The 18,671-nt window shown below is 68.1% G+C and carries 21 protein-coding genes; 10 read left to right on the forward strand and 11 right to left on the reverse strand.

The features are described 5' to 3' along the window. Positions 1–89: 89 nt before the first annotated feature. The 3 genes from RMP09_RS03185 (at position 90) to RMP09_RS03195 (ending at position 1,624) form a co-directional block, all read left to right on the forward strand. Positions 90–410, forward strand: coding sequence for a c-type cytochrome (locus tag RMP09_RS03185; protein ID WP_310564558.1), 321 nt, complete (start codon positions 90–92; stop codon positions 408–410). A 53-nt stretch (positions 411–463) separates the two neighbouring features. After that, positions 464–994: a hypothetical protein gene (locus RMP09_RS03190; RefSeq protein WP_310564559.1), complete on the forward strand. Its 531-nt coding sequence runs from the start codon at positions 464–466 to the stop codon at positions 992–994. Positions 995–1,117: 123 nt separating this feature from the next. Next, positions 1,118–1,624 carry a hypothetical protein gene (locus tag RMP09_RS03195; RefSeq protein WP_310564560.1) on the forward strand — a complete coding sequence of 169 codons (507 nt, stop codon included), beginning with the start codon at positions 1,118–1,120 and terminating at the stop codon, positions 1,622–1,624. Positions 1,625–1,692: 68 nt separating this feature from the next. Here the strand turns inward: RMP09_RS03195 and RMP09_RS03200 are convergent, their stop codons facing one another. From RMP09_RS03200 to pqqA, 9 genes are all read right to left on the reverse strand, one after another. Continuing rightward, positions 1,693–2,322: a hypothetical protein gene (locus RMP09_RS03200; RefSeq protein ID WP_310564561.1), complete on the reverse strand. Its 630-nt coding sequence runs from the start codon at positions 2,320–2,322 to the stop codon at positions 1,693–1,695. A gap of 167 nt (positions 2,323–2,489) precedes the next feature. Beyond that, positions 2,490–3,014 carry a hypothetical protein gene (locus RMP09_RS03205; RefSeq protein WP_310564562.1) on the reverse strand — a complete coding sequence of 175 codons (525 nt, stop codon included), beginning with the start codon at positions 3,012–3,014 and terminating at the stop codon, positions 2,490–2,492. A 190-nt stretch (positions 3,015–3,204) separates the two neighbouring features. Beyond that, on the reverse strand, positions 3,205–3,816 hold the full coding sequence (locus RMP09_RS03210) for a hypothetical protein (protein ID WP_310564563.1): 612 nt from the start codon (positions 3,814–3,816) through the stop codon (positions 3,205–3,207). Beyond that, positions 3,791–4,552, reverse strand: a complete 762-nt coding sequence (locus RMP09_RS03215) for a hypothetical protein (protein ID WP_310564564.1) — start codon at positions 4,550–4,552, stop codon at positions 3,791–3,793. The genes RMP09_RS03210 and RMP09_RS03215 overlap by 26 nt, the downstream gene beginning before the upstream one ends. Continuing rightward, positions 4,549–5,727: a pyrroloquinoline quinone biosynthesis protein PqqE gene (pqqE, locus tag RMP09_RS03220; RefSeq protein ID WP_310564565.1), complete on the reverse strand. Its 1,179-nt coding sequence runs from the start codon at positions 5,725–5,727 to the stop codon at positions 4,549–4,551. Before pqqE ends, RMP09_RS03215 begins: the two co-directional genes overlap by 4 nt. After that, entirely contained in the window at positions 5,711–5,974 is a 264-nt protein-coding gene (gene pqqD / locus RMP09_RS03225; protein WP_310564579.1) for a pyrroloquinoline quinone biosynthesis peptide chaperone PqqD, read from the reverse strand. Before pqqD ends, pqqE begins: the two co-directional genes overlap by 17 nt. Before the next feature lie 55 nt (positions 5,975–6,029). After that, positions 6,030–6,764: a pyrroloquinoline-quinone synthase PqqC gene (pqqC, locus tag RMP09_RS03230; protein WP_310564566.1), complete on the reverse strand. Its 735-nt coding sequence runs from the start codon at positions 6,762–6,764 to the stop codon at positions 6,030–6,032. Between the two features lie 124 nt (positions 6,765–6,888). After that, complete coding sequence (gene pqqB / locus RMP09_RS03235; protein ID WP_310564567.1) at positions 6,889–7,806, reverse strand: pyrroloquinoline quinone biosynthesis protein PqqB; 918 nt, start codon at positions 7,804–7,806, stop codon at positions 6,889–6,891. Between the two features lie 75 nt (positions 7,807–7,881). Beyond that, the gene (gene pqqA / locus RMP09_RS03240) at positions 7,882–7,956 is read right to left on the reverse strand and encodes a pyrroloquinoline quinone precursor peptide PqqA (RefSeq protein WP_068167214.1); all 75 of its coding nucleotides are present in this window, start codon (positions 7,954–7,956) and stop codon (positions 7,882–7,884) included. A 182-nt stretch (positions 7,957–8,138) separates the two neighbouring features. Here pqqA and RMP09_RS03245 point away from each other — a divergent pair, with 182 nt between their 5' ends. Then, a complete protein-coding gene (locus RMP09_RS03245; RefSeq protein ID WP_310564568.1) occupies positions 8,139–9,131 on the forward strand; it encodes an alpha/beta fold hydrolase in 993 nt (330 codons plus the stop codon). After that, entirely contained in the window at positions 9,128–10,219 is a 1,092-nt protein-coding gene (locus tag RMP09_RS03250; RefSeq protein WP_310564569.1) for an MBL fold metallo-hydrolase, read from the forward strand. Before RMP09_RS03245 ends, RMP09_RS03250 begins: the two co-directional genes overlap by 4 nt. Positions 10,220–10,238: 19 nt before the next feature. Here the strand turns inward: RMP09_RS03250 and RMP09_RS03255 are convergent, their stop codons facing one another. Then, entirely contained in the window at positions 10,239–12,281 is a 2,043-nt protein-coding gene (locus RMP09_RS03255) for a sigma-54-dependent Fis family transcriptional regulator (protein ID WP_310564570.1), read from the reverse strand. Positions 12,282–12,707: 426 nt separating this feature from the next. On the opposite strand from RMP09_RS03255, the gene pedF reads away from it, so the two are divergent. Beyond that, positions 12,708–13,205, forward strand: a complete 498-nt coding sequence (gene pedF, locus RMP09_RS03260) for a cytochrome c-550 PedF (protein ID WP_409559677.1) — start codon at positions 12,708–12,710, stop codon at positions 13,203–13,205. A gap of 42 nt (positions 13,206–13,247) precedes the next feature. Then, a complete protein-coding gene (locus RMP09_RS03265) occupies positions 13,248–14,147 on the forward strand; it encodes a transporter substrate-binding domain-containing protein (RefSeq protein ID WP_310564571.1) in 900 nt (299 codons plus the stop codon). Positions 14,148–14,419: 272 nt separating this feature from the next. On the opposite strand, the gene RMP09_RS03270 is transcribed toward RMP09_RS03265, so the two are convergent. Further along, positions 14,420–15,541, reverse strand: a complete 1,122-nt coding sequence (locus RMP09_RS03270) for a sigma-54-dependent Fis family transcriptional regulator (RefSeq protein ID WP_310564572.1) — start codon at positions 15,539–15,541, stop codon at positions 14,420–14,422. A 224-nt stretch (positions 15,542–15,765) separates the two neighbouring features. Here RMP09_RS03270 and RMP09_RS03275 point away from each other — a divergent pair, with 224 nt between their 5' ends. The 3 genes from RMP09_RS03275 to RMP09_RS03285 all read left to right on the forward strand — a co-directional run. Continuing rightward, positions 15,766–16,242 (forward strand): 4Fe-4S dicluster domain-containing protein, encoded by a 477-nt coding sequence (locus tag RMP09_RS03275; RefSeq protein WP_310564573.1) that lies wholly within the window; start codon positions 15,766–15,768, stop codon positions 16,240–16,242. Between the two features lie 28 nt (positions 16,243–16,270). Continuing rightward, on the forward strand, positions 16,271–18,118 hold the full coding sequence (locus RMP09_RS03280) for an aldehyde ferredoxin oxidoreductase family protein (protein WP_310564574.1): 1,848 nt from the start codon (positions 16,271–16,273) through the stop codon (positions 18,116–18,118). A gap of 73 nt (positions 18,119–18,191) precedes the next feature. Then, positions 18,192–18,671: FAD-dependent oxidoreductase (locus RMP09_RS03285; protein WP_310564575.1), on the forward strand; the 480-nt coding region annotated here is incomplete at its 3' end.

An 18,671-nucleotide genomic window follows, 5' to 3' on the forward strand; every position in this document is an offset into this window, starting at 1 on the left:
GGGCGGTGTCGGCCGCGGCACGCAGTGCACACGGTTGACACCGCCTTCTTTTTTGCCTGTTGTTTCTTTCTCTTTCCGGCAGATCTGTCATGCGCTCACTTTTCATCATCGCTTCCGTGCTGGCTGCGGCCAGCTCTTCCGCCCACGCGCTGGATGCCGCCGCCGCCCTGGAGCTGGCCAAGGCCAACGGCTGCCTGTCCTGCCACGCCAGCCACGAAAAAATCGTGGGTCCGGCCTACGCCGCGGTCGCGGCCAAGTACAAGGACGACAAGGACGCCGTGGCCTCGCTGGCCCAGTCCATCCAGAACGGCAGCAAAGGCAAATGGGGCCGCATCCCCATGCCCGCCCATTCCAGCATGAGCGCGGCCGACGTCAAGACCCTGGCCCAATGGGTGATGACCATCCAGTGAAGCGCCCCGGGCCGCGCACGCGCGCGGTCTTTCAGGCGTTGTTCGCGGGGGCCGTGTGGCTGGCACCCGCGGGTTCCCAGGCGTTTGATTTCCAGGGCGACAAGGCCCTGGTCGCCGTCACGCGGGACCAGGCCCGCACCCGCATCGGCACCGTGAGCTTCACGCCCCTGCCCGACAGCGGCGGCACGGCCCGGTTCAGTGTGCGCATCGACCCGCTGGTGCTGCGCGACCACTTCCTTTCCATGCGCGAATTCAAGTGCCTGCCGGCCGCGCAGGAAATCACCTGTTTCGTGCCCTATCCGTACCGCCAGCCGGGCACCGCGTCCGCCACCGACCTCGCCTGGCTCGAACACAGCCTGCTGTTTTTCTACAAGCAGCCGGCCGACTTCGGCGCCAAGTTGTGGAACGGCGTGCTGTTCCGCTTCGCCGTGACGCCCACCGCGTTGGTCGGCACCCCGCAGGCGGTGGACCTCAACCGCATCGGCGTGCCGCCCGATCCGCTGGACGTGCCGCCCTATGGGCCGATGGACCGCGACGCGTTTGCGCCCGGGGCGCGCTGGGTGCAGGAACTGCGGATCGAGTGAAACCGCGCGGGCGGGCCGCGTGTCCACCCGCCCGCTGCATCTGCTCACATTTGGCTACCCCCGCACGCCGGCCGATTCGGTAGCATGGCGTCCCGGTCTTTTTAAGCCCATCTGGAGTTTTTAATGAAACTGTTGCCTGTTCCGATGATGTCTTTTCGCCCACTGGTGCTGGCGCTCGCTGGCCTGTCCGCCGCGGTGGCGCTGGCGGCCGATCTTGTGGAAACGCCGACCGTAGAAACGCCGACGGTAGAGGCGCCGACGGTGGAAGCGACAGTGAGCCCTTCTGCCCGCCAGCAAAGCTTTGCCCTGCAGATCGCCCGGGCCAATCTGGTCCAGCAAGGCGTGACCGAACCGACCACCGAACAGATGGCCTTGGCAACGGCCGATGTCCAGTCCCTGCGTGACCAGGGCATGGGCTGGGGTGCCATCGCCAACAGCCTGGGCTTGCGCCTGGGCGCGGTGGTCAGTGCCGAGAACCGTGCCGCGAAGGCGCAGACCCATGTGGCTGCAGCCGCTTCGTCCGACCAGACATCGGCCCGCGGCCAGGGCGCTGGCAGCAGCAACGGCAAGGGTGGTGGCGGCGGCAAGGGTGGCGGCAACGGCGGTGGTGGCGGCGGCGGCAAGCGCTGAGCCACGTCCTCACGGCCCATCCACCTGACGCGCTGCCTTGGCAGCGCGTTTTGCTTGGGGGTTTCGTTTCAGGGCCTGCGTTCGGCGCGCAGCGAGCCTCCGGTCATGAAACCCGGCGGCAGTTTTTCTTCCCGCTCGAACTTCACCAGCCCCTCGCCCTGGCAATACCACTCGCGGCTGGTGAGCGGCACGTCGGTGAAGCCGTTGACCGGATCGGTGTAGAGGTTCAGCTGGGCCTGCCCCACCACGCGCAGGCAGGGCCGGTGGGTGCTGCCGTCGGCCAGTTGCACCACATCGTCCACGGCCTCGATGCGCCAGGTCATCTGCGCCTTGTGGGTGTGTTTGAGCTCGCGCGGGTATTCGTTCTTGCGCTGGATCAGGTAGGGCACGGTGACCGTGGTCCATTCGGTGCCCACCGCATAGGGGGCCTTGAGCACCCAGACCGGTTCGGCGTCGGCCGTGGGGGCGTCGTCGATGTCGGTGCGGATGGCCACGCGGCGAATGCCTTGCTCGTCCACCTTCAGGTAGTAGCTCACGCCGGCCGAGTGGTGGCGCACGGCCACGGGCTGGTCCTGGAAGGTGGTGGGTGCCTGGACCCCGATGGTCCATTGCTCGGGCTCGCGCGGTTCGTCCATCGCATAGGTCACGGCAAGCGACTGTTCATCGCCCTCGCGCAGCGGGAACCATTCGTTGCCCATGTCACGACCCGAGCATCCCGACAGCAGCAAGGTCAGCCCAGCCGCCAGCCAGGCAGGCGCGGCAGACCGGTCGCACCGTGGAACCGGCTTGGCCGGGCCACAGCTGCGGTCCCCCTCCCGCCGAAGGCGAGAGAGGGGGAGGACGCGAAGCGGCGCAGGGGGCGTCATCATTTTTCGGGGAGTTGTGCGCGGGGCAGATCGCGCAACTTGATCTCGACCTTGTCGTTGCTGGCGGGCAGCAGCCAGGCCAGGCCGCCCTGGCCGCGGCGGGGGGCCGTTTCACCGAGCTGGGTGTTGCCGTCGCGTGCTTTCTTGACGCCGTCGCCCAGGATGCGGTGCAGGTCTTTTTCGTAGGGCAGCGTGAACGCGCGGGGCAAGGCCAGCGGTGCGTTGTCCTTCATGGGGTGGACCCAGAGGAAGATTGCGCCGGGGTGGCCGCGCCCGGGGCTGGGCTCGTCGAACACGGCCGAGAGCAGCACGAACTGGCGCGGCAGCTCGTCCTCGGCCGGCCAGCCCGAGACGCCTTTGAAGGTCTGGTGGCCGAAGGCGTAGAAACCGCTGACCAGCAGCACCAGCGCGGCTTTGAAGCCCCAGTGCCAGCGCGTGCCCAGGCAGAGCACCAGCAGCAGAAACGCCAGCAGCGCGTAGACGATGACGAGCAGCAAGAGCTGGGAGGAAACGGCAGGGATCATGGGGGATGGTCGCAGGCGAGAGAGGGGGAAGACGCGGAGCGGTGCAGGGGGTGCAGCTCCAGGGGCCTTACCGGAGCGCGTGACCGCATGCCAGGCGCTCCGTGGAACCGGCTTTGCCGGGCCACAGGAGCGGTCCCCCTCCCGCCGCAGGCGAGAGAGGGGGAAGACGCGAAGCGGCGCAGGGGGTGTTTCATAGTCCCGTGCGCTGCACGATGGTCTTGGGGTTGGTGTTCAGGTCCAGCACCTGGCCGGCGTCGTCCAGCGTGAAGCGGATCAGCGTGCGCTCGTCGCCCTTGCGCGGGATCTGCTGCGTGCCGGTGTAGACGATCTCGGCCTGCGGGTTGATCTTGACCACGGCGACGCTCACGTCCACCGGCTGCTGGTCGCCGCTGTCGTAGTAGTGGGCATTGACCACGTATTCACCGGGCACGATGCCGCGCAGGGTGACGATCTCCTGGCGGATCGGGCTGCTGAAGGTGCGGCCGTTGACCAGCACGCTGCTGTTCTTGGCGCCGCGGTCGTCGCGGTCCAGGTGCAGCAGGCCGGCGTCGCGCTGGCGGAACCACAGCGTCTTGCCGCCGGGCTCCTGGACCCAGGCGTCCACGTCGTTGGGGTTGCCGTCGGGCCACGAGACGGTGACCATGAACTCGGCCTTGGCCGGCACGTCGCCCGCCTTGCGGGCGTTGGGGTTGAAGGCCAGGATGGCGATGACGAAACAGAAGACGAAGGCGATCAACATGTTGAACAACATGTCGTAGAACGGGTCGACTTCGGTGTCACGGACCGCTCGGCCGATCGCCATCGGGCGTTCCTCCGGGTGCGGCGTCGGTGGCCAGTGACAGCGCCAGCGCATCGGCCACCAGGGCGTCGGCAAAACGGTCCAGCCGCATCAGCTGCAGACCCAGCAGGATGTTGCCGGTCAGGCCGGTGACGGTGGTCAGCAGCGCGATGCCCAGACCACCGGTCAGGCTCTTGAGCAGCTGGGCGCTCTGGCTGGGGTCGAAGCTGTCCATCTGGCCCAGCTGCAGCGCGAGGATGGAAAAGCCGATCACCTTGCCCAGCAGGCCGAGCTTGAGCTGTATGCCGTTGAGCCACCAGGCCATTTCGTGCGCCCCGTGGGCGCGCTCGCCCAGCACCAGCAGCCACGAGGCACGGTCGGCCCCGGGCTGCGCCGTGCCGTGCAGGAATTCACCGCTCCAGCTGTCGGCGTGTGGGCCTGCGCGTTGCACCTGGTCGAGCGCGGTGCGCTGGCGGCCAAGCACCCAGGCGCGGTGGCCGACCCAGCCCGAACAGCCGACGAACAGCAGCACGATGACGATGGTCAGGCGCGTCGGGTCGGCCTCGATCAGCCGGTGCCAGGCGCCCGCCTGCCACAGCAGCAGCGCCGCAAACCCCAGCAGACCCATGAAGGCCAGCCAGAGCAGGAACAGGCCCTGCTCGGCGCGCTCGATGTTGAACGGGGGGTGTGCGCTGCCGGGCAGGCGCCGCACCAGCAAGGCCCCGAGCATGCGGTGGGTGGGGGCGCTGGTGGCGTTCATGCGGTTCCCGGCGCAGAGCCGTCCGCCGCTGTGGCACGTGAAGGTTCGGGATGCCGGTGCCGCGATTCCGCGTCGCTGCGGAACACGATGGGGATGTGGCGGTTCCTGGACGCGTTCTTCACCACCGCCACCACCTTCTGATGGTGGGCCGACTTGCTGCACACCGGGTCGGTCTCGGCGGCGTCGCCGGTGAGCAGAAAGGCCTGGCAGCGACAGCCGCCAAAGTCCTTGTGGCGCTCGTCGCAGCTGCGGCAGGTGGGTTTCATCCACGCGTCGCCGCGGTAGGCGTTGAAGGCGTTGCTGCGCTGCCAGATGTCGGCAATCGGCACGTCCTTGACGTTGGGCAGCGACAGCCCGGGCAGGTCGCGCGCGTTGTGGCAGGGCATGGCCAGGCCGTCGGGCGCGATGGACAGGAACACAGCGCCCCAGCCATTCATGCAGGCCTTGGGGCGCTCTTCAAAATAGTCGGGCACGACGAACAGCACGCGGCATTTCTGCCCCGTGGGGTTGGCGTCCTGCTCGGCGCGGAAGGCGTTCACTTCGGCCTCGGCGATTTGGAGTTCTTCGCGCGTGGGCATGAGGTGGTCGCGGTTGATCCAGGCCCAGCCGTAGTACTGGGTGTTGGCCAGTTCGAGGTACTCGGCCTCCAGCGCCACGGCCATGTCGATGATCTTGCGCACGTGCGGCAGGTTGTGCCGGTGCAGCACGCAGTTCATCACCATCGGCCAGTCGTGCTGCTTGATCAGCCGGGCCACGCGCTGCTTGAGCTCGAAGGTCTTGGTGTGGCTGAGGAAGTCGTTGAGTTCCTTGGTCGAGTCCTGGAACGAGAGCTGCACGTGGTCGAGCCCGGCGTCCTTGAGCTTCTGCGCGCGGGCGGGTGTGAGGCCCACGCCCGAGGTGATGAGGTTGGTGTAGTAGCCCAGCCGGTGCGCCTCCTGCACGAGTTCTTCGAGGTCGTCGCGCAGCATCGGCTCGCCACCCGAAAAGCCCAGCTGCGCGGCACCGAGCTTGCGCGCCTGCGTCATCACGTCCACCCACTGCGCGGTGCTCAGCTCGTCCGTCACCTGGGCGTGCAGCGTGGGGTTGTAGCAAAACACGCAGTGCAGCGGGCACTTGTAGGTCAGCTCCGCCAGCAGCCACAGCGGCGGGCCGGCGGGGTCACTCGATCCAGCCACGGCGTTGGCCTTCTTCCAGGAGCGATCGCACGTCGGGCTCGATGCCTTTGGCCTGGAACGCGGCCTCGAGCTCGGTGACGATGCCGGGCAGGGTGCGCGTGCCATCGCAGCATTTGAGGATTTCGGCCGCGCTCGGGTTGAGCTGCACCATGCCTTCGGGGTAGAGCAGCACCCAGCGGTCCTGCGCCGGCTCGAACTGCAGGCGGAACTTGCGCGAGAGCTTGGGTGTGAGCGGCAGCGGGTTCATGTCAATGCGTGACAAGTTGAGTGAGGGGAAGACGCGCAGCGGGGCAGGGGGGCGTTCATCCCTGACATGCCTTCTCGATCGCGTCCAGCATGGTCCAGAGGATGTCCAGCTTGAACTGCAGGATGTCCAGCGCGTGGTGCTGTTGCGGGCGGGTCTGGAAATGGGCCAGCGTCACGCGCAGGCCGTGTTCCACATCGCGGCTGGCCAGCGGGATGCGGCTGCGGAAGTAGGCCAGGCCGTCGGCCTCGATCCAGGGGTAGTGGGTCGGCCAGGTGGCCAGGCGGTCCTTGTGGATCTGCGGCGCGAACATCTCGGTCAGCGACGAGCACACGGCTTCCTGCCAGGGCGCCTTGGCCGCGAAGTTCACGTACGCGTCGCAGGCGAAGCGCACCGCGGGCACCACGTGCTGCAGCGACCACAGCTCCTCGCGCGAGATGCCCACGGCCTCGCCCAGGCGCGTCCAGGCCTCGATGCCGCCGGCGGCGGCGCCCTGGTGGTTGCCGTGGCCGTCGTGGTCGAGGATGCGTTCGATCCACAGGCGGCGGTGCTCGCGGTCGGGCATGTTGGCCAGGATGGCCGCGTCCTTGCGCGGGATGCAGATCTGGTAATAAAAGCGGTTGGCCACCCAGCAGCGGATCTCGTCAGGCGTGCAACCACCCGAGTTCATGCGCACGTTGAACGGGTGGTGGATGTGGTAACTGCGGCCCTTGTCGCGCAGCTGGGCTTCGAACTCTTGCGCGTTCCAGGCGGGCAGGTGGCCGTCGGTGCGGATGGATTGGGCGATTTCCAAGATCAGGTTCCTACAAACGCGAATGTTGAAGAAGTGACTTGCCCAGCACACACCGTGGAACCGGCTTTGCCGGGCCACTGGTGTGGTCCCCCTGGAGGGGGAAGACGCGGAGCGGCGCAGGGGGTCATATCTCAATGCTCATGCCGTCGTGGGCGACCTCGATGCCGTGCCGCGTCAGCAGCGCGCGCTCGTCGGAGTCTTCCACCAGCATGGGGTTGGTGTTGTTGATGTGGATGAGCACCTTGCGCACGCCGGGGGGCAGCCGGTCCAGCTGTTCGATCATCCCGCCCGGGCCGCTTTGCGGCAGGTGGCCCATGTCGAGCGCGGCCTTGGTCGAGAGGCCCAGGCGCTGCATTTCGTCGTGCGTCCAGAAGGTGCCGTCGACCAGCACCACAGCGCAGCCGCTCATGAGCGCGATCAGCTCGGGCGTGACCTCGGCCAGCCCCGGTGCGTAGAAGGCCTTCGCGCCGGTGGCGGGGTTGGTGATCAGCAGGCCGATGTTGTCGCCCGGGCGCGGGTTGCCGCGAAAGGGTGAATACGGTGGCGGCTTGGACGAGAGCGACACCGTCTGCAGCTGCAGGCCGGGCAGGGCGGGGATGTGCACCGCGCTGCCGTCGATCGGCAGTTCCTGTCGGGCCACCCCGCAGTAGTGCGAGAGGATGCCGGTGATGGGAAAACCGCTGGAGATGTCGGAGAACACCTCGGGTGTGGCCAGCAGCGGCAGCGGCGTCTTGCGCTCGCGCAGCATCAGCAGGCCGGTCACGTGGTCGATCTGCGCGTCCATCAGCAGCACGGCGGCGATGCCGCTGTCGCGGATGGCGCGGGCCGGCTGCAGCGCGTGCGTGCGCTGGATCTGGGTGAGGATGTCGGGCGAGGCGTTGACCAGCAGCCAGTCGATGCCGTCGGCGCTCAGTGCGATGGACGACTGTGTGCGCGGCGTGGCGCGCAGCGTGCCACGCCGCACGCCGTCGCAATTGGGGCAGTTGCAGTTCCACTGAGGGAAACCGCCGCCGGCCGATGAACCCAGAACGCGGATGCGCATGGCAGTGTTTCAGTCGTTCAAGAAAAAAAGGCGCACGGGTGGAACACGCGTGCGCCTGGGGCCTGTCTGCGCCGATCAGCGGTTGGCGATGTACATCGTGATCTCAAAACCAAAACGCAAATCGGTGAAAGCCGGGGTGGTCCATTGCATCATTCGTCTCCTGAAGTGGGGTTGGCATGAAAACTGACTGCCAGCTCGACTGCTCCACAGCACCGCGAGCCGCTCCCTTGAACAGCAATATCGATGCCATTTCCCGCCGCCCTAGGGATGTCCCTAGGGCGGCACTCGCCTGGCCGGCGCCCGAGCACTTGCCGGTGGGGCGCGGCCACCGCATGGCCTGGCGCAGCCTGGGCACCGCGGGGGGTGAACCCTGGCTGCTGCTGCACGGCGGCCCGGGCAGCGGCGCCCAGCCCGGCCTGCTGGCGCCGCTGGACCTCGCGCGCCAGTGGGCCATCGCACCCGACCAGCGCGGCAGCGGCGCCAGCCGCCCACGCGGTGGCCTGCTGGGCAACCACACGCAGGCACTGGTCGCCGATCTGGAGGCCTTGCGCGAACACCTGGGCGTGGCGCGCTGGTCGGTGCTGGCGGGGTCGTGGGGCACGGTGCTGGCGCTGGCCTACGCGCAACAGCACCCGCAGCGCGTGCAGCGCCTGGTGCTGCGCGGGGCGTTTGCGCTCAGCCGGCGCGAGATCGGGGGGCTGCTGCTGCCCACCCGCCAGACCACGCAACGGCTGGGTGCCGTGCCGGGCTGGCCGGTTCGGCCGGGCACACCGCTGCCGGTGGCGTTGCGTCGGCTGACACAACTGCTTCAAAGTGGAACAGCCGCTGTTGCACCGCTGCGCGGGGCTGTGCCGGTGGTGCGGCGTTGGGCGGTGCTGGAGTCCGATCTGGCCGAACGCGGCCTGCGGCGCAGCCTGCGCCAGGCCGCGCTGGCCGGGCGCAGCAGCGGGCTGGTGCCGGCGATCCGGCGCGAATGGGCGGCCCTGCGCCGCCGCCAGCGCCGCGCACAGGCCCAGGCGGATCGGCCCCGGATCGGCCGGGCCGACCGGCAGGCCCTGGCCAAGTTCCGGGTGCAGGCCCATTACCTGCGGCACCGGGGGTTTCTGCGGCCGGCCGACCTGGGGCGGGCGGTGCATGCCCTGAACGGGCAGGGCGTGCCCATCGACTGGGTGCACGGGCGCTGCGACACCGTGTGCCCGCCGGCCAACAGCCGCCGCTGGGCCGCGCCCGGGGGGCGGCTGACCATGCCCCTGAGCGGCCACCTGGGGCACGAGCCCGACCTGCTGGCCGCGCTGCACGAGCGGGTGCAGGGAGCGCCGCCATGAAGGCGGTGCGCGCGGTGTGCGCGGTGCTGCTGATCGGCCTGTGGGCGGGCGCCGCCGCGGCGCAGGCAGCGACGCGCTGCGCCGACGATGTGCCCTGGCAACGCGTGGCGGCGGGCGTCTGGCGCTGGAGCCCGGCCGCCGAAGCCGAGGTATCGACCACGAACGCCGGCCATGTGGTGCCCACCACCGTGGTGGTGCACGGCCGGCAGGCGCTGCTGATCGACCCCGGCCCCAGCCACGCGCACGGCCAGCGCGTGCGGCGCTCGCTGGCCTGTCGCTTCGGCGCCCAGGTGCGCTGGATCGTCAACAGCCATGCCCACGCCGAAAACGTGCTGGGCAATTCGGCCTTTGCCGACCTGCAGGCGGCGGGCCAGGTGCAGATCCTGGCCAGCGCCGCCACGCGCATGGGCATGGCCCAGCGCTGCCCGGCGTGTCTGGCCAGCCTCACCGCCAAGGCCGGCGCAGACGCCATGGCGGGCACCCGCATCGTGCTGCCCACCCGCACGCTGACCGAGGGCGATGTGCTGCGTGTGGGTCCGCACCGGCTGCGGGTGCTGCGCATCGAGCAGGGCCACACCGAAGGCGACCTGGTGCTGTGGGATGCGCAGCGGCGCCTGCTGTGGGCCGGGGGGCTGGTGTACGGGCAGCGCCTGCCCGAACTGGCGCAAGGCAGCCTGGACGGCTGGTTGGCCGCGCTGGACCGGCTGGCCGCGCTGCGGCCGGCGGTGGTGCTGGGCAACACCGTGTCGGTGGCCGCCGACCCGAACAGCCTGCCGCCCGCTTTGACGGACACGCGCGCCTATCTGAGCGCGCTGCGCACCGAGGTGCTGAACGCCATGGACCAGGGCCTGCAAGCCAGCGACGCCACCACCTTGACCTTGCCCGCGTACAGCGCCTGGGCCGGCCACGCCGAACGCCAGGGCTTCAACGCCCAGCGCGCCTGGCGCGAGCTGGAGCCGGTGTGGATGGACAGGGTGGATCCCCCCGCGCCGCCTGCGGCGTCACCCCCGAGGGGCGGTGCGAGTGGCCCGGCAAAGCCGGTTCCACCGCACCCTGAAACGGGACACTCCGCGCCGGACACGCGCTGACGTTCGCCAGCACCAGGGGTTACAAAGTCCCCGGTGGGAGCAGGTCCTTCTTGCGGTAGATGGTGTTGCGCGACACGCCCAGCGCCTTGGCGGCGGCCGACACGTTGCCCTTGTGCAGGCGCAGCATTTGCGCCATGGCGCTCAGCGCCACGTCCTGCAGGCGCTGCCCGTCGGACTGGCTGGCTTCTTTCATTTCGGCGGGCGTCACCGGCAGCGTCACCAGCGGTGGCAGGTGCTGGGCGCTGGGCATGGGCATCACGTGGGTGGGCGGCGTCAGCTGCAGTTCTTCGAGGAAGTCGTCCGGCAGGTGCGCCACCTCGATGTTGCCGCTGCAGCCCACCATGACCACGGCGGTGCGCAGCAGGTTGTGCAGCTGGCGGAAGTTGCCGGGCCAGTGGTAGCGCTTGAACAGGTCCAGCACCTCGGCCGAGAGGTTGATGTTCTGGCCGTTCTCGCACAGCGTCTTGAGGATCTTGCGCACCACCAGTTCGAAGTCGCTGCGCTCGCGCAGCGCCGGCAGGCGCACCACCAGGCCGTTGAGGCGGTAGTACAGGTCTTCGCGGAAGTCGCCGCGCGCGATCATGTCCTTGAGGTTCTTGTGCGTGGCGCAGACCACGGCCACATCCACGTCCACCTCTTTGCCGGCCCCCAGCGGGCTCACCTTGCGTTCCTGCAGCACGCGCAGCAGGCGCGCTTGCAGGTGTTTGGGCATGTCGCCGATCTCGTCCAGGAACAGCGTGCCGCCGTTGGCCTGCAGGATCTTGCCGATGGAGCCCTTTTTGCGCGCGCCGGTGAAGGCGCCTTCTTCGTAGCCGAACAGTTCGGACTCGATCAGGGTCTCGGGAATCGAGGCGCAGTTGACCGACACGAAGGGCTGGCCGGCGCGGGGCGAGTCACCGTGGATGGCCTGGGCCAGCAGGTCTTTGCCGGTGCCGGTTTCGCCCAGGATCATGATCGGGATGTCCTTGCCCGAGACCATGCGCAGTTTGTGGATGACCGAGGCGACCTGGGCGTCGCCGGTGTCCAGGTACTGCAGGGTCGAGAGGTGCGGCTTGCGCGGCGGCGCTGCCCTGGGCTCGTCGGCCGCCACGGGAGCAGGGGCCGTTGCCTGGCCGCTGGACGCCGCATCGGCACGGCCAGCCGACCACGGTGCCGACGTCTTGAGCTTGGCGCGGCACCAGACCGTGACGCCGTTGTGCAGCACCAGCTGCTTGGGGGCCGGCATGGCGCCGCTGAACAGTTCAAACAGCGACGACATCGGGATGCCGAACAGCGACGAGAAGGTGTGCGCCTTGAGCGCCGAGAACGGCAGGCCGATCTGGAACTGTGCGCTGCGGTTGGCCGAGATGAAACGGCCTTCGGGCGAGAACACCGCGATGCCTTCGACCAGGGTGCCCAGGAATTCCGAGCGCGTGTGGAAATGGATGCGGATGGCCTTGGGGAAGATGTCCGCGAACATGTGGTTCTCGATCATCTGCGCCGACATGCGCACCAGCGCCAGCGTGTGCTGGTGGTAGCTGCGCTGGTCACCGGTCACGTCCAGTGCGCCGATCACCTGGCCGTAGGGATCGAAGATGGGGGCGGCCGAACAGGTCAGGAACTTGTTGGCGTTCATGTAGTGCTGGTTGCCGTGCACCGTGAGCGCTTCCTGCTCGGACAGGGCGGTGCCGATGGCATTGGTGCCCTTGCTCTGTTCGGACCAGTCCATGCCCGGCGTGAGCGCCACGCGCGAGGCTTTTTCGAGGAAATCGGTGTCGCCCAGCGAGTGCAGCACCATGCCGCGCGAGGACGTCAGCAGCACCATGCTGTGGGTGTTGGCGATCTGGTCGTACAGCGTCTCCATGACCGGCGCGGCGTGCTGGAACAGGAAGCGGTTGTCGTCCAGCGCGTTGTGCAGGTCGCCGCGCAGGGCGCTGGTGAAGTCGGGCACGTCGTTTTCACGCAGCCCGAACGAGGCCGAGCGCTGGTGCGACTGGCCGATCACATCGACCGGCAGACCGGTCGCGGGCTGGAGCGACCCCTGCGCGGGCGCGGGGCCATGGGGGTGCAAAGCGGCGTTCATGTTGTCTCCAGGGTCCGGGGGTAGACCCACCCAGTAATCCGGCGCCCACGACGCTTCGCGCATCGGATCGGACAGGGACTCGGGATCGGTATTGTTGTCTCTTTGACTCATGCAATTGTCTTCATATCTGTGGCGGGCATCAACACAAGGGTCTGCCCGGATGCAACAGCCTGTTCCGCTACGGTGCACAGACGAGATAGCAAGTAGTCGGCCATAGGGAAAGACCCTTGGTTTTGTGCCCGGTGCAAGGCTGTACCGGGCACTGTGACAATGCGCGCGGCGCAATTGGTGCAATTTGGAGCACTGCGCGGCGGTGCAGCGGTGTTGCGGTGTGGCTGTGCGGCACGGGCGGCGGTGGCAAGCTTTTTGCAGACCGGTGTTCAGAAGCCTTTTCACTTCCCTTTCTGAACAACGGAGACAAGCCCCATGAACTTCCCCCGAATCCGTCTGCCCAAGCGTGTGCTGCAAGGCGCACTGGTGATCAGCGCCACCGCCTTCGTGGCTGTGGCCGTCATGGCCCACGGCGACGTGGTGCCGCAGGCTGTGGACACCCACACGCTGCCCCAGCTGGGCGCCAAGTGGCTGGAGGCCAACCCCTACAACGACAAGAGCCCGGCGCGTGGCGAGGCGCTGCGCATCGGCACATCGGCCTACAACCAGAACTGCGCGCGCTGCCACGGCCTGGAAGCGATTTCCGGCGGCATCTCGCCCGACCTGCGCAAGCTGGACAGCGACTGCACCGGCCTGTCCGATCCGGCCAAGAAGGAAGCCTGCTTCAAGGAGATGGACGACTACTTCCTGGCCACCGTGCGGCGCGGCCGTGTGCGCGACGGCCGCGTGTACATGCCGCCGTTCGAAGGCACGCTGTCGCAAGAAGCGATCTGGTCGATCCGCACCTACATCGAGACGCGCCGCGAACCTTGAACGCGCTCGGGGGAACAGGTCCTACAACCGGAGACAACACACATGCCGCTGAACAACAACAAACCCACCCCATCCTCCCTGTCGATCTCGCGGCGCCGCGTGCTCGGCGCCGCCGCCTGCTTGCCCCTGCTGGCCGGGCTGCCGGCGCTGCACGCGCAGGAGCTGACCGACCTGGCCCGCATCAAGGCCAGCGGCGCGCTCAAGGTGGCGGTCTACAAGGACAACGCGCCGTTTTCGTCGGGTCCGGCCAACGCGATGACCGGTCTTGATGTGGGTCTGGCCGAGGCGCTGGCCCGGCAGCTGGGCCTCAAGCTCTCGCTGCTGCCCTTCGATGCCGGCGAGAACATGAACGACGACCTGCGCAACATGGTCTGGAAGGGCCATTACCTGGGCTACGGCCCGGCCGACGTGATGCTGCAGGTGCCGGTGGACCGTTACCTGATCAACGAGAACCGGCAGGCACTGATTTTTGCGCCCTACATGCGCCAGGTGCCGGTGCTGCTGCTGGACACGCGCAAGCTGGCCGAGGTGCGCACGCCCGAAGACCTCAAGGGTCTGCCGCTGGCGGCCGAACGTGGCGCCGGCCAAGCCAGCCTGCTCATGGGCTATGGCGGCGGGCTGCTGCGCAACCAGGTGTCCATCCATCCCAGCGGGCCGGCCGCCGCGCAGCAGGTGGTGGAGGGCAAGGCCGCCGCCGCCTATGTGACCCGGGCACAGGCCGAGTCGGTGCTGGCCACCTTGAGCCCGCGGCCCGAGCACTTCCAGCTGACCGAGCTGGTCCTGGGCAACATCCCCGACCGGGGCTGGCCCGTGGGCATGGCCATCAAGGCCGGCCACAAAGAGCTGGGGCAGGCCATTGACGCGGCCGTGCAGCAGCTGCGCAGCTCGGGCGAACTGCTGGCCCTGTTCCAGAAGCACGGGTTGACGCTGACCGCGCCTTGAACAGGCCCCGCGCCGCCTGCGGCGTGCCTTGCAGGCCGCGCCACCGTCAGAGTCGGTGGATCTTCGGGCTGTCCAAGTCTGCGCAGGCAGACTTGGAGCCGCAGCCCTCAGCCCCCCTGGGGGCAAGGCGAGTGGCCCGGCGAAGCCGGTTCCACCGCGTTCTGGACCAAGACATTGCGCTCCGGACAATCCCAGGGTGATACAGGCCTCGCTCCAGTGAATCGCATCCCGTTGGATGTGCTTCCTTGGATGGCGCCCCGGGCGGCGCGGGGTCACCGCTTGTTCAGTTTTCGGTAGACCGTGGCGCGGCTGATGCCCAGGGTGCGGGCGGCCTGCATGACGTTGCCGCGGGCCTCGTCCACCGCCTGGCGGATCAGCGCGGTTTCCAGGTCCTTCAACGGCACGGTCGCGCGGGTCGCTGGCCCGGCCGCCTCGGCGGGGCGGATGTCGCACGGGCTGCCGTGCAACCGGGCCAGCACCTGCACCCGCAGGCTCGACCACAGCGGCAGTTCGACCGCCGGACGCCGGGCGCGCGCGGCGTCGAACAGGTGGTCGGTCGGGACCGCGAACACATCGCTGCAATGCGGCCAGGGGGCGTCCGTGAGCCCCAGCATGTGGGCGGCCGCGCGGTTGGCGCCGGTGATGTGGCCGTCCGCGCCGACGCCGAGCAGGCCGTCGCCATCGGCGCCCAGGGGGTGGCCTGGCCAGTTCAGGCGCAGCAGCAGGCGGTGGGGCTGCGCCAGCAGCATGGCGTTCTGAATGCTCAGGGCGGACTGCGTGACCAGGTGCTTGAGCGCAGGCCGCTCGGGCACGTGGATGCCGGTCAGGTCCAGCATGCCCACGCAGCGGCCGTCGGGGCCGAACAGCGGGGCGCCGGCGCAGCTGTAGGCGCTGGTGTCGTCAAAGAAGTGTTCGCCTCGGTGCAGCCACACCGGCTGTTGTTCGGTCAGCGTGGTGCCGATGGCGGTGGTGCCCACGGCGCGTTCGGACAGGTCCACGCCCACCCGCGCGATCAGGTGTGCCAGGCGGTTGTGGTGATCGATCGGGCCGTTGACATCGATCACCACGCCCTGGGGGTCGGTGAGGATGGCGAAGTAGCCCGTGTCGGCCATGGCGCGGGCCAGCGACTGGATCACCGGTGCGGCCGCGCGCAACAAGGGCTGGTTGGCGTCCAGTGCGCGGCGCACGGCCGGGGCGGACACGGCCTCGAACCCGATGCGCTGCTGCGGCCGTTGGCCTTGCGCCAGGCAGCGCCGCCAGGAGCGTTCGATCCAGGGCTCGACCCTGGGTGCGCCGAGCACCTCGTCTTCGCCCAGCACGGCGCGGCGCGCCTGCTCGATCTGTTGCAGGCGGTGCTGGCTGGTGGCGGTCAGTGTGCCGGGTGCTGGTGCCATGGGTGTCTCGGGTCTTGTGGTGCTGCTCGGGTGACGGTTGGTCAGGCATCAGCAGCAAGCGTGCCAAGGGGCTTGTGTTGCATTTTGAGAATTTGCGGCGACGCTGAGGAGTATTGCGGGATAACCCTGAGTTCAAAGCCTCACAAGCCTTCAACAATGCCTAGGCATCCCTTTTCATAAGCAAGGTGCAGCATAAGAAGCGCCAACACCCCACGGAGAATCAAATGCAGAAAGTCCTGCACATCAATCCGGACAAATGCACCGGCTGCCTGCAGTGCGAAATGGCCTGCTCGTTCGAGAACTACGGCACTTACGCCACCTCGAAGTCGCGCATCAAGGTTTTTGATTTCCACCACACCGGCAAGAAGGTGCCCTACACCTGCACCCAGTGCGACGAGGCCTGGTGCCTGCACGCCTGCCCGGTGGAAGCCATCACGGTGGACAAGGCGACCGGCGCCAAGGTGGTCAACGAGACCACCTGCGTGGGGTGCAAGGTCTGCACCATCAGCTGCCCCTTCGGCACCATCAACTACGTGCAGGAAACCGGCAAGGTCCAGAAGTGCGACCTGTGCGGCGGCGACCCGGCCTGTGCCGACGCCTGCCCGACCGGCGCGATCACCTTCGTGGACGCCAACTGGACCGGCATCGACAAGATGAAGCAGTGGGCCGACAAGCTGGGCAACCAGCCGTCCGCCGCCTGATCCCCCAACACATTCAAGGAGCGACAACATGTCTTGGGCTGGAAAAATCCTCCGCGTCAACCTGAGCGCGGGCACCGTCACGTCCGAACCGCTGAACATGGAGTGGGCGCGTGCCTACCTCGGTTCGCGCGGCCTGGCGTCCAAATACCTGATCAGCGAAATCGATCCCAAGGTCGATCCGCTGTCGCCGGAAAACAAGATCATCTGGGCCACCGGCCCGCTGACCGGCACCATGGCCTCCACCGGCGGCCGCTACACCGTCGTCACCAAGGGCCCGCTCACGGGCGCCATCGCCTGCTCCAACTCGGGTGGCTACTGGGGCGCCGAGCTCAAGATGGCCGGCTGGGACATGGTCATCTTCGAAGGCAAGTCGGCCAAGCCGGTGTACCTGTACATCAACGACGACGTGGCCGAACTGCGCGACGCCTCACACCTCTGGGGCCAGAGCGTCTGGAAAACCGAAGAAACGCTCAAGACCAGCCTGCAGGACCCGCTGCTGCGCGTCTCCAGCATCGGCAAGTCCGGTGAAGTCGGCGTGCTGTACGCGGCCGTGGTGAATGACCTGCACCGCGCGGCCGGCCGCTCGGGCGTGGGCACCGTGATGGGTTCCAAGAACCTCAAGGCCATCGCCGTGCGCGGCACCAAGGGCGTCGGCAATGTGCGCGATCCCAAGGCCTTCATGGCCGCCGCCAAGGCCGCCAAGAAGGTGCTGGCCGACAACGCCGTCACCGGCCAGGGCCTGCCCACCTACGGCACCCAGGTGCTGATGAACGTGATCAACGAAATCGGAGGCCTGCCCACGCGCAACCACCGCGACGTGCAGTTCGAGGGCGCCAAGGACATCTCGGCCGAAGCCATGGCCACGCCGCGCGCCACCGACGGCAAGAAGCACCTGGTGACCAACCAGGCCTGCTTCGGCTGCACCATCGCCTGCGGCCGCATCAGCAAGATCGACGAAGGCCACTTCTCGGTCGCCAACAAGCCCGAGTACTGGGGCGCCAACGGTGGCCTGGAATACGAAGCCGCCTGGGCCCTGGGCGCCGCCAATGGCGTCAACGACCTCGAAGCGCTGCAGTTCGCCAACCTGATCTGCAACGAAGAGGGCATGGACCCGATCTCCTTCGGCGCCACCATCGGTGCGGTGATGGAGCTGTACGAAATGGGCGTGCTCACCAAGGAACAGATCGGCATCGAGGCGCCGTTCGGCTCGGCCAAGGCCCTGTGCGAACTGGCAGTGATGACCGCCCGCGGCGAAGGCTTCGGCAAAGAGATCGGCCTGGGTTCCAAACGCCTGACCGCCAAGTACGGCCACCCCGACCTGTCCATGAGCGTCAAGGGCCAGGAATTCCCCGCCTACGACGGCCGCGTGATCCAGGGCATCGGCCTGGCCTACGCCACGTCCAACCGCGGCGCCTGCCACCTGCGCGGCTACACGATCGCCTCTGAAGTGCTGGGCATCCCGGTCAAGACCGAACCGTCCGAGAGCGAGGGCAAGCCCGAACTGGTCAAGGCCTTCCAGGACGCGACCGCCGCCTTCGACTCCGCCGGCATCTGCATCTTCACCAGCTTCGCCTGGACCCTGGCCGACGTGGCACCGCAGGTGCAGGCCGCCTGCGGCGAGGAGTTCACGATGGAACACCTCAACCACATCGGCGAGCGCATCTGGAACATGGAGCGCGAGTTCAACAACGCCGCCGGTTTCACCAAGGCCGACGACAACCTGCCCAAGCGCCTGATGACCGAAGCCGCCAAGACCGGCCCGGGCAAGGGCACCGTGAGCAAGCTCGGCGAGATGCTGCCCAAGTACTACGCCGTGCGCGGCTGGGACACCGAAGGCCATCCGACCGCCGACACCAAGGCGCGCCTGGGTCTCTGATCCTGCGCATCGGGGACTGATGCAATCAAGAAGCGGTCCCCGTGACCGCTTCTTTTTTTTGGAGAACACTTTCATGACCCACCACGTCATCCTCGGCGCCGGCCCGGCCGGCGTCATCGCGGCCGAAACCATCCGCAAGCACGCGCCCAAGGACCAGATCACCGTGATCGGGGACGAAAACGAAGCGCCGTATTCCCGCATGGCCATTCCCTACCTGCTCATCCGCAAGGTGGGCGAAGAGGGCACGCACCTGCGCCACACGGCCGGACATTTCGAGGCACTGAACATCACCGTCAAACGCGGCGTGCGCGCCAAGGTGCTGGACGCGGCCAAGCGGACCATCGAGCTGAGCGACGGCAGCACCCTCACGTTTGACAAGCTGCTGATCGCCACCGGTTCGTCGCCCGCCACGCCGCCGGTCCCCGGCATCAACGGCCCCGGCGTGCACAGCTGCTGGACCCTGGCCGACGCGCGCGCCATCGCCAACCTCGCCCAGCCCGGTGCCAAGGTGCTGCAGATGGGCGCCGGCTTCATCGGCTGCATCATCATGGAA

Source organism: Hydrogenophaga sp., from assembly GCF_031426985.1.
GTDB lineage: Bacteria > Pseudomonadota > Gammaproteobacteria > Burkholderiales > Burkholderiaceae_C > Hydrogenophaga.